This window comes from Bradyrhizobium sp. CCGB01 (genome assembly GCF_024199795.1).
GTDB lineage: Bacteria > Pseudomonadota > Alphaproteobacteria > Rhizobiales > Xanthobacteraceae > Bradyrhizobium.
Genome location: NZ_JANADK010000001.1, coordinates 5,419,148 through 5,431,769, shown reverse-complemented (window position 1 = coordinate 5,431,769; position 12,622 = coordinate 5,419,148). Strand labels below are relative to the sequence as shown.

Below are 12,622 nucleotides of genomic sequence, written 5' to 3'. Positions count from 1 at the left end.
GCGCAATGAAGTTTGGACTGCGACTCCGGGGGGGCTTGCTCGCAACCCTGATCATGTTCGGCGCGCCGGTGGTTGCCCCGGTTGGGGCTGTTTTTGTCTCTTCGTCTGCGCTTGCCCAGACCGTCCAGTCGATTTCCGTCGAAGGAAATCGCCGTGTCGAGGTGGAGACGATCCGCTCCTATTTCAAGCCGGGCCCGGGTGGCCGCCTGGATCAGGCCTCCATCGATGACGGCCTGAAGGCCCTGATCGAGACCGGCCTGTTCCAGGACGTGCGAATCAACCGCGGTTCCGGTGGCCAGATCGTCGTCTCCGTGGTGGAAAACCCGGTGATCGGCCGCATCGCGTTCGAGGGCAACAAGAAGATCAAGGACGAGCAGCTCACCGCTGAAGTCCAGTCCAAGGCGCGCGGCACCTTCTCCCGCGCCATGGTGCAGTCCGACACGCTGCGAATCGCCGAAATCTATCGCCGTTCCGGCCGCTACGACGTGCGTGTCACGCCTGAAATCATCGAGCAGCCGAACAACCGCGTCGACCTGATCTTCACGGTCGAGGAGGGCGCCAAGACCGGCGTCAAGTCGATCGAGTTCGTCGGCAACAACGCGTTCTCGTCCTACCGCCTGCGCGACGTCATCAAGACACACGAATCGAACCTGCTGAGCTTCCTCGCCAGCAACGACATCTATGATCCCGATCGCGTCGAAGCCGACCGCGACCTGATCCGCCGCTTCTATCTCAAGAACGGTTTCGCCGACGTCCAGGTCGTGGCCGCGCTCACCGAATACGATCCGGAAAAGAAGGGCTTCAACGTCACCTTCAAGATCGAGGAAGGCTCGCAGTACCGAGTCGGCACCGTCGACTTCCGCTCCAGCATTGCGAACTTCGATCCGACCACGCTGCGCGCCTATTCGCGCGTCAATGTCGGTGCGCTCTACAACGTCGAAGCGGTCGAGAAATCGGTCGAGGAAATGCAGATCGAGGCGTCGCGCCGCGGCTATGCCTTCGCCGTGGTCCGTCCCGGCGGCGACCGCAATTTCGAGGCGCACACCGTCTCCGTCGTGTTCAACATCGACGAGGGCCCGCGCACCTATATCGAGCGCATCAACGTCCGCGGCAACACCCGTACGCGCGACTACGTGATCCGGCGCGAGTTCGACATCTCCGAGGGCGACGCCTACAACCGCGCGCTGGTCGATCGTGCCGAGCGCCGCCTCAAGAACCTCGACTACTTCAAGACCGTGAAGATCACGACGGAGCCGGGCTCCTCCAGCGACCGCGTGGTCCTGATCGTCGATCTCGAGGAGAAGTCGACCGGCGACTTCTCGGTCTCGGGCGGTTACTCCACGACCGACGGCGCGCTCGCCGAAGTCTCGATCTCCGAGCGCAATTTGCTCGGCCGCGGCCTGTTCGCCAAGGCGTCGGTGACCTACGGCCAGTATGCGCGCGGCTATTCGCTGTCGTTCGTCGAGCCGTACCTGCTCGACTACCGCGTCGCGCTCGGCCTCGACCTCTATCAGCGCCAGCAGCTGTCCAACAGCTACATCTCCTACGGCACCAAGACGCTCGGCTTCTCGCCGCGCCTCGGCTTCTCCCTGCGTGAAGATCTGGCGCTCCAGCTGCGCTACTCGATCTACCAGCAGGAAATCACGCTGCCGTACTATCTGGCGAACTGTAACAACGTCGTCGGTTCGTCGGCCTTCAACCCGAGCCCGGCTTTCTCGGCAGCGTCTGGTATTCCGCTCGATCCGTCGACCAACGGCCTCGGCTGCTACAGCGACGGCGAAGCCTCGTTGCCGGTCCGCAAGGAGCTTGCCAACGGCAAGACCCTGACCTCGGCGCTCGGCTACACGCTGACCTACAACACGCTGGACAACAACAAGAACCCCACCGACGGTCTGCTCGTCGACTTCCGCCAGGACTTCGCCGGCGTCGGCGGCGACGTCACCTACCTGAAGTCCGTTGTCGACGCGAAGTACTACGCTCCGCTGGTGTCCGACATCGTCGGCCTGGTCCGCGTCCAGGGCGGCATGCTGAACAAGATCGGCAACAACGAGATCCGCATGCTCGATCAGTTCCAGATGGGCCCGAACCTGGTCCGCGGCTTTGCTCCGAACGGCATCGGTCCGCGCGATTTGAATCCCTTTGGCACGCAGGACGCGCTTGGCGGCACCAAATACTGGGGCGCTTCGTTCGAATTGCAGATGCCGTTCTGGTTCCTGCCGAAGGAAGTGGGTCTGAAGGGCGCGGTCTATGCTGACGCGGGTGGCCTGTTCGACTATCAGGGCCCGACGACGTGGTCGGTGACCAACGAAATGACCACGACCAGGAATTCGAACTGTACGCCGTCGACCATCAACCCGCCCACGTCTGGAACCTGTACCGGCCTGGTGTATGACAACGGCAATGTGGTCCGTTCGTCGATCGGTGTCGGCCTGATCTGGCAGTCGCCATTTGGACCGCTGCGCTTCGACTACGCCGTGCCGCTCACCAAGGGCAAGTACGACCGTACGCAGGAGTTCCGGTTCGGCGGCGGCACCTCGTTCTAATTCGATCAGCAGGGCATGAGCCGGCCCCTTTGGATTTCCTTGGGGGCCGGTTTCCAAAAAGATCGTGCTCAATCCGTGAGATAAGGCATGATGCGGCCTGACCGCTTCATGCCGAAGCCGGACCGCGATGGGGTGGAATGGCGCAGCCGACCTTCTTCAAAAAGTCGCCGGCTTCAGCGCTGGCCGATATTGCCGCGCAGACCAAGGCGCAGCTCGTCGACCCCGCCAGGGGCGGTCACGTCATCACGGGTCTGGCTTCGCTCGACGAAGCCGGTCCGATGCATCTGACGTTCTTCGATAACCTCAAATATGCAGATGAGCTCAAGGCGACCCAGGCCGGCGCCTGCCTGGTGAGTCCGCGCTTCGAGGCTCAGGTGCCTTCGCATGTGGCCGTGCTGCGGGTGGCGCAGCCGTTTCGTGCCTTCGTCGGGCTCGCCCGGGAGTGGCACGGCGATGCGCTGCGTCCGCAGTCCTGGATCGGCAATGACGGCATTGCGCCGTCGGCCATCATCGACCCCTCGGCGCGGCTTGAGGACGACGTCATCGTCGATCCCCTGGCCGTCATCGGCCCGGAGGTCGAGATCGGCAGCGGCACCGTGATCGGCTCCGGCGCGGTCATCGGTCCCGGCGTCAAGATCGGCCGGGACTGCAATGTCGGCGCCCGCACGGCCATCCAGTGTGCGCTGATCGGCAACAACGTGCTGATCCATCCCGGCTGCTCGATCGGCCAGGACGGCTACGGCTTCATCTTCTTCGGCCCCGAGGGCCATCTGAAGGTGCCCCAGACCGGCCGCGTCCTGATTCAGAACAATGTGGAAGTCGGCGCCGGCACCACCATCGATCGCGGATCCCTGCGTGACACCGTGATCGGGGAGGGTACCAAAATCGACAATCAGGTCCAGATCGGCCACAATGTGACCATCGGCCGGAATTGCCTGCTGGCGGCCCAGATCGGGCTCGCCGGCAGCCTGACGATCGGCGACAACGTGGCGCTGGGAGCAAAGGTTGGCATCAACAATCACCTCAAGATCGGCGATGGAGCCCAGGTCACCGCGATGAGCGGCGTCAAGGACGACATCCCGCCGAACGGACGCTGGGGCGGCTTCTTTGCCAAGCCGACCAAGCAGTGGTTCAAGGAAATTATCGCGGTGGAGCGCCTGGTACGCGACAGCAAGGCCGATCCGAAGAACGAGGGACGGGAATGACGGCGGAATCACCGATCAAATTCGAGCTGGTGGATATCAATGCGATCCTCCGGACGCTGCCGCACCGTTTTCCGATGCTGCTGATCGACCGCGTGATCAACATCCGCGCCGACTACAGCGGCATCGGCATCAAGAACGTCACCTTCAACGAGCCGGCCTTCCAGGGGCATTTTCCGGAGCGCCCGGTCTATCCCGGCGTGATGATGATCGAAGCGATGGCACAGACCGCCGGCGTCATCGGCATCACGTCGGTCGAGGGCACGGAGAAGCCGCGCGCGGTGTATTTCCTCACCATCGACAAGTGCAAGTTCCGCAAGCCCGTGCTGCCCGGCGACACCATCGAGTATCACATGCGTTCGATCGGGCGCCGCAAGGCGATGTGGTGGTTTCACGGCGACGCCAAGGTCAACGGCCAGATCGTTGCGGAAGCCGACGTCGGCGCCATGCTGACCGACTGAGCGGGATCAGCTCCTCTGCACGCGCTCGTGTGTCTCGCAGGCGTAGCGGCCGGCTGTGACCTCGCGCTTGATATTCTGGTTGAAGAACTGGCCCATGGACGGTGCGCCCAAGAGGCGCTCGACCGTGTCCGCCGTCACGCCGCAATAGCGGTCATAGGTGCCGTGAGCCGCGACGATGAGGTCCTGCCGCGTGCGATCGTAACAAACCCGCTGAAGCACCGTGCTGCGGGTGATGTCGCGGCATTCGAATGTCTTGAGATCGAGGAGGCGGCGTTCGCCGGTCTCGACCGTCTCGGACACGATCGGTGCCGTCGTTAGCTGTGCGAGCAGGATTGCCAGGGCCCTGACCACGATGACTTCAAGCTCCACATGAACGCGTTGACGCGTTGGGACGGCCGGCTCAACCGGCACCTGAAACAGGCCGAGATGATACGTCACTGGACAGATCGGGCATAGTCGCGCTAACCACCGGAAAACCGAGCGACTTCAACACATAATCAGACCTTCTTGATGAGTCAGATTGCTTGATGAGTAAGATTGATCCCACCGCGCGGGTCGAGGACGGCGCCGTCATCGGCGAGGGTACCGAGATCGGGCCCTTTTGCATCATTGGCCGGAATGCCGTGATCGGCGCGAACTGCAAGCTGATCGGACAAGTCACGGTCATCGGCCATACCTCGATCGGGGACGGCTGCGTGATCTCGCCGTTCGCGGTGCTGGGTGGTGCGCCCCAGGATCTCAGCTACAAGGGCGAGCCCACGAAGCTCGAGATCGGTTCTGGCTGCATCATCCGCGAAGGCGCGACGATGAATGTCGGCACCATCAAGGGCGGTGGGCTGACGCGCGTCGGCAATAGCGGCTACTTCATGAACAACAGCCATGTCGGGCATGACTGCATGGTCGGCAACAACGTGATCTTCGCGACCTCCGCGACGCTCGGCGGCCACTGCGAGATCGGCGACTTCGTCTATATCGGCGGCCTGTCCGCGGTGCATCAGCTGACGCGTATCGGCCCGCAGGTGATGGTCGGCGGCCTCTCCGGCGTGCGCGACGACATCATTCCGTTCGGGCTGGCCAACGGTCAGTATGCGGCGCTGGAAGGCCTCAACCTCATCGGCATGAAGCGGCGGCAGTTCACCAAGCAGCGGCGCGCAACCGTGCAATCGTTCTATCAGAAGCTCTTCCACGGCCCCGGCACGTTCGCCGAGCGGCTCGCGGCGGCCCAGCCGCTCGCGAGCGAAGATCCCGCGATCGCCGAGATCCTCGACTTCATCGGCAAGCGCAAGCATCGCCCGATCTGTCTTCCCGTCATCGAGAAGTGATTTCGGGATGGCCGCGGGCATGACATCGGCGGCTCCGGAGATTTCGTCGCCGGTCGGCGTGGTCGCCGGCGGCGGCGCCATGCCGTTCGCGGTCGCCGATTCGCTTGCCGCGCGCGGCATCACGCCGGTGCTGTTCCCGCTTCGCGGCGCCTGCGATCCGGCGCGGGTGGAAAAGTTCCGCCATCGCTGGATCTCGGTCGGCCAGCTCGGCCGCGCGATGCGCCTGTTCCGCGAGGAGGGCTGCCGCGACCTGATCTTCATCGGCACCCTGGTGCGGCCCTCGCTCTCCGAGATCCGGTTCGACGTGAAGACGCTGCGCCTGCTCGGCAACGTCATCCGTGCCTTCCGCGGCGGCGACGATCATCTTTTGTCAGGCGTCGGCCGCATCCTCGAGCAGGACGGCTTCCGCATGGTCGGCATCAAGGATGTCGCGCCTGATCTCCTGATGCCCGAGGGCTGCATCAGCCGCGCCTGGCCGAGCGACAACAGCAAGGTGGACATCGAGCGCGGACGTGCGGTGCTGGCGGCGCTCGGTCCGTTCGATATCGGCCAGGCTGCGGTCGTGATCGACGGCCATGTGGTGGCGGTCGAGGATATCGAGGGTACCGACGCGCTGCTCGCGCGCGTGGCGCGCCTGCGCGAGGAAGGCCGCATTCGCGCCGCGACGGGCCGTGGCGTGCTGGTGAAGGTCCCGAAGAGCGGGCAGGATTTGCGCTTCGACCTGCCGACGATCGGTCCGCGCACCCTCGAGGGCGTCGCGCGGGCCGGGCTGGCCGGCATCGCCGTCATCGCCGGCAACACCATCGCCGCCGAGCCGCAGGCGATGATCTCGCTCGCAGACACCAAATATCTCTTCGTCATCGGCCTGACCGCGTGATGCAGGGCCGCGATCCCAAGCGAAAGATATTCCTGATCGCCACGGAGGAATCCGGCGACCGGCTCGGCAGCGCCTTGATGAAGGTGCTGCGCCAGCGCCTCGGCGACGGCGTGCAGTTCGTCGGCGTCGGCGGCCGAACCATGGCGCGCGAAGGGCTCGAGACGCTGTTTCCGATCGAGGAGCTGTCGATCGTCGGCTTTGCGGCGGTGGTGCAGCAGCTGCCAAAGATCCTGCGGCTGATCCGGCAGACCGTGGATGCCGTGCTGGAGGCCGCGCCCGACGCGCTCGTGATCATCGACAGTCCTGACTTCACGCACCGTGTTGCCCGCCGCGTGCGCGCGAAGAATCCCGTGATCCCGGTCGTCGACTACGTCTCGCCGCAGCTCTGGGCCTGGCGGCCGGGTCGGGCGCGGACCATGCTCGGCTATGTCGATCATGTGCTCGGCCTGTTGCCGTTCGAGCCGGAGGAATATCGCAAGCTCGGCGGGCCGCCGTGCAGCTATGTCGGCCATCCCCTGATCGAGCAATTGGGCTCGCTGCGGCCAAACGCGGAGGAGCAGGCACGCCGCGACGGCGAGCCGCCGGTTCTGCTGGTGCTGCCCGGCAGCCGCCGCAGCGAGATCAGGCACCATCTCGATGTGTTCGGCGCGACGATCGGACGGCTGCAGGCCGAAGGTCGGGCGTTCGAGCTGATCCTGCCGACCATGCCGCATCTCGAAGCCACCGTGCGCGAGGGCACCGCGACCTGGCCGATCAAGCCGCGGATCGTGGTCGGCGAGAACGAGAAGCGCGCAGTGTTCCGCCTCGCGCATGCCGCGCTGGCCAAATCCGGCACCGTGACGCTGGAGCTCGCGCTGTCGGGCATCCCGATGGTGACGGCCTATCGCGTCGGCGCGATGGAAGCCTTCATCCTGCGCCGCGCGATCCGCGTCTCCTCGGTGATCCTCGCCAATCTCGTGATCGGCGAGGATGTCATTCCGGAGTATTTGCAGGAGGACTGCACGCCCGAGAAGCTGGCGCCGGCGCTGACGGAGCTGCTCACGGACACGCCGCTGCGCAAGCGCCAGGTCGAGGCGTTCGCACGGCTCGACACCATCATGTCCACCGGCAACAAATCGCCGAGCGTGCTGGCGGCCGACATCGTGCTGGCGACGATGCGGAAGGGTAAGCGGTAGGTCGCGGTTTCGTAGGGTGGGCAAAGCGAAGCGTGCCCACCACTTCATTTCTCAATTGCGGAAAGAGGGTGGGCACGCTTCGCTTTGCCCATCCTACAAGACTAGCCGAGGCCGCCATCAACCCGGAAGCACTGGCTGGTGATGCGCTGGCTCTCGTCGGAGGCGAGAAACAGCGCCATGCCGGCAATGTCCTCCGGCGTCACCGCGTCGGGAACGGCCTGTCGCGCGCGGCGAATCTCGGCGATGACCTGCTCGTCGGGATACCACAGCCGGCGCTGGCGCTCGGTGATCACCATGCCCGGCGCAATGGCATTGACGCGAATGCGGTCGGGACCGACCGACCGGGCCAGCGAATTGGTGAAGCCGACGATCGCCGCCTTCGCTCCGGCGTAAACCGGCAGCGCCGGGGCGCCGCGTATCCACGCCACCGACGACATGTTGATGATCGAACCGCCGCCGCGGGCCTGCATCTGCGGCACGATCGCTTGCGCAGCAAAGAAGACGTGCTTGAAGTTGACGCCGATCATCCAGTCGAACTCGGCTGAAGTCACCTCGGCCAGCACCTGGCGGTGGTCGTTGGCGGCGTTGTTGACGAGGACGGCGGCATCGCCGAGCGATCCGTGCACCTCTGCCATCGCCGCGCGCAAGGCGTCGATGTCGAGGAGGTCGCATGGCACGAACAGCGGCGTGGAGCCGGACGTGCTCGCGACGTCCCGTGCCAGCGCCTTGCCGGCATCCTGGTCGATATCGAGGAAGGCGACACGGGCTTTCTGGGCCGCGAAAGCGCGAACGAAGGCGGCCCCGATGCCGCTGGCGCCGCCGGTGATCAACACCACGCGGCCGGCAAGGCTGGGATAAGTCACTTGGGTCATGCGATCAGCCGCTCCGTCTCGGGGTCGAACAGGCAAATGCGCCGCGTGTCGAGCGCGAAGGAAGCGGTCGCCCCGGGCGCGGGGCGGATATCCGGCGTGATGCGCGCCAGCGCAGCCTCGCCGCCGAGCCGCAGCAGCACGATCGTCTCGGCACCGGTCGGCTCGACCATCTCCACCGGCGCGTCGACGAGAACGGGGGACTCGCTGGAAAAGACGCGGCTGGCCTCGGCGATGCATTCCGGCCTGATCCCGACGACGACGTCGCGGCCGACATAGGACGTTGCCTCGTCGTGTCCATTCAGGCGCAGGCGAACCTCGTCCGGCCGCCCGGCGCCGATCGCGGCGACCAGGCCGCCGCCATCGGCCTCGAGCCGCGCCGGCATCGTGTTCATCGGCGGCGAGCCCATGAAACGGGCGACGAACAGATTGGCCGGATAGCGGTACACGGTGTCAGGATCGGCAAACTGCTGCACCACGCCGCGATGCATCACGGCGATGCGCGTCGCCATCGTCATCGCCTCGATCTGATCGTGGGTGACATAGATGATGGTGGCGCCGATGCGCTGATGCAGCCGCTTGATCTCCATCCGCATCTCGACGCGTAGCTTGGCGTCGAGATTGGAGAGCGGCTCGTCGAACAAAAACAGCAGGGGATCGCGCACCAGCGCCCGGCCCATCGCCACGCGCTGGCGCTGGCCGCCGGAGAGCTGCGATGGCTTGCGGCCGAGCAGCGGCTCGATCTGGAGCAGTTTTGCGACATTCGCGACCGCCTTCTCCTGCTCGGCCTTCGGCACATGGCGGCATTCCATGCCGAAGGTGATGTTCTGGCGCACCGTCATCGACGGATAGAGCGCGTAGGACTGGAACACCATGGCGATGTCGCGGTCTTTCGGCGGGACGTCGTTGACGACACGCCCGCCGATTTCCACAGTGCCTGCGCTCGGCCGGTCGAGCCCGGCGACGATGTTGAGCAGCGTGGACTTGCCGCAGCCGGACGGCCCGACCAGCACGGTGAACTCGCCGCTCTCGATGTCGAGATCGATTCCCTTCAGCACCTCCAGGTTGGCGTAGCGCTTCGACAAGGTGCGAATGCTTAGTGCCGCCATGACCACTCCATCATTTTACGGCTCCCGCGGTCAGGCCGCGCACGAAGTACTTGCCGCCGATCAGATAGATCAGCAGGGTCGGCAGGGCGGCGATCATCACCGCGGCGCTTTGCACGCCATGCTGCGGGATATCGGCGACCGCGGCGGACAGCGCGATCAGCGCGGCGGTGACCGGCTGCTGCTGACCGGTCGTGAATGTCACGCCATAGAGGAATTCGTTCCAGATATGCGTGAACTGCCAGATCACGGTGACGACGAGGATCGGCGGCGAGAGCGGCAGGATGATGCGCCAGAAAATGCGAAAGAAACCGGCGCCATCGATGCGCGCGGCTCTTATCAGCTCCTGCGGGATGGCAACGTAGTAGTTTCGGCAGAACAGCGTGGTGAAGGAGAGCCCCTGGATCGTGTGGATCACGACCAGGCCCGTCAGCGTGTTCATCAGGCCGGTATCGCGCAGCACGATGGTCCAGGGCAGCAAACGCATCTGCTGCGGCAGGAAGATGCCGAGCGTGACGATGCCGTAAATCCAGCTGTCGCCGCGAAAGCGCCAGAGCGACACCGCGTAACCGGCGACCGCACCGAGCAGGGTGGAGAAGATCGTCGCCGGAATGGTCACGAGCGCGGAATTCAGCATGTAGGGCCGGATGCCGGCGCAGGTCTCTGCGACGCAGAAGCCGCTCCAGGCGGCGGCGTAATTGCTCCAGGCCAAATGTTGCGGCCAGCCGATCATCGAGCCCTGCGCGATCTCCTCGTTGGTACGGAGCGAATTCAGCACGACAACAGCCAATGGCGCGAGCCATGCCGCGGCGATCAGCGAAACGATGAGGTAGATCAGGATCCGGCTCGGTGCGAAGGTTCGGTTACGCATGGATCGCCCGCCGTCGCTGGACGTAACGCCACGCTGCATAGGGCAGCAAGACCGCGAGAAGAAGGAGCAACATGAGCACCGCCGCCGCCGCTCCCCGTCCGAGCAGGCTGCGCTGGAACATCAGGTCATAGACGACGAGTGCCGGCAGCTGGGTCGCGATGCCAGGCCCGCCATTGGTGAGCGCGCGGACGAGGTCGAAGGTCGAAATCGCGAACTGCAGCTGGATGACGATAACGGTGATGGTGATCGGCCAAAGCGTCGGCAGGATGACGCGCCGGTACATCCTCACAGGTCCGGCGCCGTCGATCTGCGCGGCCTTGATCAGGTCGGCATCGACCGAGCGCAGGCCGGCGAGGAAGAGCGCCATGGCGAAGCCGGAGGATTGCCAGATCGCAGCGATGACGATGGTCCAGATCGCCATGTCGCGGTCGATCAGCCAGTCGAACCGGAAGGAGGTCCAGCCGAGGTCGTGGACCAGCTTCTGGATGCCAAGGCCGGGATTGAGCAGCCAGCTCCAGACCGTGCCGGTGACCACGAACGACACAGCCAGGGGATAGAGGAAGATGGAGCGCAGCACGTTCTCGCCGCGAATGCGCTGATCGAGCAGGATGGCAAGGACGAGGCCGGTCGCCAGACTCAGCAGCACGAAAGCGCTGCCGAACAGCAGCAGATTGTCCAAAGCGATCTGCCAGTTCCGTGAGGCCGCAACCGCGGAATAGTTGCGTAAGCCCACCCAGCCCGTAACAGGGACCAGGGTGGATGGTGTGAACGATATCCAGATCGTCCACAGCGAAAACGCAATGAGGTGCGCGGCGGACAACAGCAGCGGCACCCAGATCGTCAGAACTTCGGGCAGCCGGCGCACCATGTCGGAAGCCGCCGGCCGGCCCGGTCTTGTCGAGACGGCGATGGTCAACGTGAGCTCTCGACGGCCTCGGCGAGGCGTGTGGCCGCTTGCTCCGGCTTGATCGTCTTGTTCTTCACGTACTCCGTGATCACGTCGATCATCGCTGCGGTCATGCCGTTTTCCTGCGCCATGTTGTGCGCAAGACTGAGGACGGCCTGATTGCTGGCGATAGCGTCTTTCAGAGCTGCTGCGGTTCGCCGTTGACCGTCCGACCAGCCTTCGCCGGACAGATCGACATCGGTACGCACGGGGATCGATCCCGTGATCTGCGAATACATGGTCTGGATCGCCGGATCCATGACGAGCTGCGCCATCAGCGTCTGGCCGGCTTGCAGGTCGGGCTCCTTGCGCTGCCAGAAGATGAAGGCATCGGCATTCAGCAGGAAGACCGGCTTGCCATTGTCGCTCGGCCCTGGGGCGATCATGAAGTCCTCGAACTTGAAGCCGGCGTTGCGCAACACGCCCTGCGCCCAACCGCCCATGATCATCATGCCCATGTCGCCGTCGACGAAGCGCTTGAGGTTGGTCGAGAAGTGCTGGGCGCCGACATTGGGGTCCATCCAGTCGGCGATCTTGCGGACCTGCGCGAACGCAGCCTTGATCTCGGGGGCCTTCAGGGCCTTCTCGTCGAGATTCATGATGGCCGTGCGGTACACGGCGGGACTGATGCCCGCCAGGGCGGCCTCGAACTTCTGCCCGTCATCGGGGCGGGTGCCGCCATTGGCGATCGGAAATGCGACGCCGCCCGATTTCATCTTGTCGGCGAGATCGTTGAACTCGGCCCAGGTGACAGGGATCTTGTCGGCCTTGGCCTTGTCCATCGCGCGCTTGGAGAGGAACAGCATGTTGGTGCTGTAGATCTGCAGCGGCAGCGCGATCCACTTGCCCGCCGGCTTGTGCAATTTTGCAAGGTCCGGGGCGACGACCTTCTCATAGCCGGCGGCAGCGACGACGGCGTCGAGGTCGACGGTCGGCGCGATCTTCGACCATGCTGCAATCTCGGGGCCCTTGAGCTGCGAGCAGGCCGGCGGATCGCCGGCGATGATCTGCGCACGCAGCTTGTTCATCATCTCGGTGGTGAACCCGGGGACGGGCGAGTGCTGCCAGACCCCGCCTTTCTCCTCGAATTTCTTGCCAAGCGCGGTGATGGCGGCGCCATCGCTGCCGGCGGACCATTGCGAGATCGCGGTCAGGCGTGGTTTGGCGCCTTGAGCACGAACGAGCCCCGGCATGGCGAGCGTGGCAATAGATCCAGCGAGCAGACGACGCCTTGTTGTTGTGATCGGCAT

At 64.7% G+C, this 12,622-nt stretch carries 12 protein-coding genes; 6 read left to right on the top strand and 6 right to left on the bottom strand.

Features of this window, described 5'->3' with window-relative positions:
• The first annotated feature begins 5 nt into the window (after nucleotides 1-5).
• From bamA to fabZ, 3 genes are all read left to right on the top strand, one after another.
• The gene (bamA, locus tag NLM25_RS25075) at nucleotides 6-2,543 is read left to right on the top strand and encodes an outer membrane protein assembly factor BamA (protein ID WP_254138773.1); all 2,538 of its coding nucleotides are present in this window, start codon (nucleotides 6-8) and stop codon (nucleotides 2,541-2,543) included.
• Between the two features lie 137 nt (nucleotides 2,544-2,680).
• On the top strand, nucleotides 2,681-3,748 hold the full coding sequence (gene lpxD / locus NLM25_RS25070; protein ID WP_254138772.1) for a UDP-3-O-(3-hydroxymyristoyl)glucosamine N-acyltransferase: 1,068 nt from the start codon (nucleotides 2,681-2,683) through the stop codon (nucleotides 3,746-3,748).
• Nucleotides 3,745-4,206 carry a 3-hydroxyacyl-ACP dehydratase FabZ gene (fabZ, locus tag NLM25_RS25065; protein ID WP_254119974.1) on the top strand — a complete coding sequence of 154 codons (462 nt, stop codon included), beginning with the start codon at nucleotides 3,745-3,747 and terminating at the stop codon, nucleotides 4,204-4,206. The genes lpxD and fabZ overlap by 4 nt, the downstream gene beginning before the upstream one ends.
• A 6-nt stretch (nucleotides 4,207-4,212) precedes the next feature.
• Here fabZ and NLM25_RS25060 read toward each other — a convergent pair whose 3' ends face one another.
• On the bottom strand, nucleotides 4,213-4,557 hold the full coding sequence (locus NLM25_RS25060) for a KTSC domain-containing protein (RefSeq protein ID WP_254141260.1): 345 nt from the start codon (nucleotides 4,555-4,557) through the stop codon (nucleotides 4,213-4,215).
• Nucleotides 4,558-4,733: 176 nt separating this feature from the next.
• Between NLM25_RS25060 and lpxA the strand changes: the two genes are divergently transcribed.
• Genes lpxA through lpxB form a run of 3 tightly spaced genes read left to right on the top strand, consistent with a single transcriptional unit; the run spans nucleotide 4,734 to nucleotide 7,580 of the window.
• A complete protein-coding gene (gene lpxA / locus NLM25_RS25055; RefSeq protein ID WP_254119973.1) occupies nucleotides 4,734-5,528 on the top strand; it encodes an acyl-ACP--UDP-N-acetylglucosamine O-acyltransferase in 795 nt (264 codons plus the stop codon).
• A 19-nt stretch (nucleotides 5,529-5,547) separates the two neighbouring features.
• A complete protein-coding gene (locus tag NLM25_RS25050; RefSeq protein WP_254138771.1) occupies nucleotides 5,548-6,405 on the top strand; it encodes an LpxI family protein in 858 nt (285 codons plus the stop codon).
• Complete coding sequence (lpxB, locus tag NLM25_RS25045; RefSeq protein WP_254138770.1) at nucleotides 6,402-7,580, top strand: lipid-A-disaccharide synthase; 1,179 nt, start codon at nucleotides 6,402-6,404, stop codon at nucleotides 7,578-7,580. Before NLM25_RS25050 ends, lpxB begins: the two co-directional genes overlap by 4 nt.
• Nucleotides 7,581-7,681: 101 nt before the next feature.
• On the opposite strand, the gene NLM25_RS25040 is transcribed toward lpxB, so the two are convergent.
• Genes NLM25_RS25040 through NLM25_RS25020 form a run of 5 tightly spaced genes read right to left on the bottom strand, consistent with a single transcriptional unit; the run spans nucleotide 7,682 to nucleotide 12,622 of the window.
• Nucleotides 7,682-8,452 (bottom strand): SDR family NAD(P)-dependent oxidoreductase, encoded by a 771-nt coding sequence (locus tag NLM25_RS25040; protein ID WP_254138769.1) that lies wholly within the window; start codon nucleotides 8,450-8,452, stop codon nucleotides 7,682-7,684.
• Nucleotides 8,449-9,558 (bottom strand): ABC transporter ATP-binding protein, encoded by a 1,110-nt coding sequence (locus NLM25_RS25035; RefSeq protein ID WP_254138768.1) that lies wholly within the window; start codon nucleotides 9,556-9,558, stop codon nucleotides 8,449-8,451. The genes NLM25_RS25040 and NLM25_RS25035 overlap by 4 nt, the downstream gene beginning before the upstream one ends.
• A 10-nt stretch (nucleotides 9,559-9,568) precedes the next feature.
• Nucleotides 9,569-10,426, bottom strand: coding sequence for a carbohydrate ABC transporter permease (locus NLM25_RS25030; RefSeq protein WP_254138767.1), 858 nt, complete (start codon nucleotides 10,424-10,426; stop codon nucleotides 9,569-9,571).
• Entirely contained in the window at nucleotides 10,419-11,342 is a 924-nt protein-coding gene (locus NLM25_RS25025) for a carbohydrate ABC transporter permease (protein ID WP_254138766.1), read from the bottom strand. Before NLM25_RS25025 ends, NLM25_RS25030 begins: the two co-directional genes overlap by 8 nt.
• Nucleotides 11,339-12,622 (bottom strand): ABC transporter substrate-binding protein, encoded by a 1,284-nt coding sequence (locus NLM25_RS25020; RefSeq protein ID WP_254138765.1) that lies wholly within the window; start codon nucleotides 12,620-12,622, stop codon nucleotides 11,339-11,341. The genes NLM25_RS25025 and NLM25_RS25020 overlap by 4 nt, the downstream gene beginning before the upstream one ends.

Excerpts from the sequence above, each read along its gene's own strand:
- NLM25_RS25035 (WP_254138768.1), bottom strand. The coding sequence starts at position 9,558 with ATGGCGGCACTAAGCATTCGCACCTTGTCGAAGCGCTACGCCAACCTG.
- NLM25_RS25020 (WP_254138765.1), bottom strand. The coding sequence starts at position 12,622 with ATGCCGATCACAACAACAAGGCGTCGTCTGCTCGCTGGATCTATTGCC.
- lpxA (WP_254119973.1), top strand. The coding sequence starts at position 4,734 with ATGAGTAAGATTGATCCCACCGCGCGGGTCGAGGACGGCGCCGTCATC.
- fabZ (WP_254119974.1), top strand. The coding sequence starts at position 3,745 with ATGACGGCGGAATCACCGATCAAATTCGAGCTGGTGGATATCAATGCG.
- NLM25_RS25050 (WP_254138771.1), top strand. The coding sequence starts at position 5,548 with ATGACATCGGCGGCTCCGGAGATTTCGTCGCCGGTCGGCGTGGTCGCC.
- NLM25_RS25030 (WP_254138767.1), bottom strand. The coding sequence starts at position 10,426 with ATGCGTAACCGAACCTTCGCACCGAGCCGGATCCTGATCTACCTCATC.
- lpxD (WP_254138772.1), top strand. The coding sequence starts at position 2,681 with ATGGCGCAGCCGACCTTCTTCAAAAAGTCGCCGGCTTCAGCGCTGGCC.
- NLM25_RS25040 (WP_254138769.1), bottom strand. The coding sequence starts at position 8,452 with ATGACCCAAGTGACTTATCCCAGCCTTGCCGGCCGCGTGGTGTTGATC.
- bamA (WP_254138773.1), top strand. The coding sequence starts at position 6 with ATGAAGTTTGGACTGCGACTCCGGGGGGGCTTGCTCGCAACCCTGATC.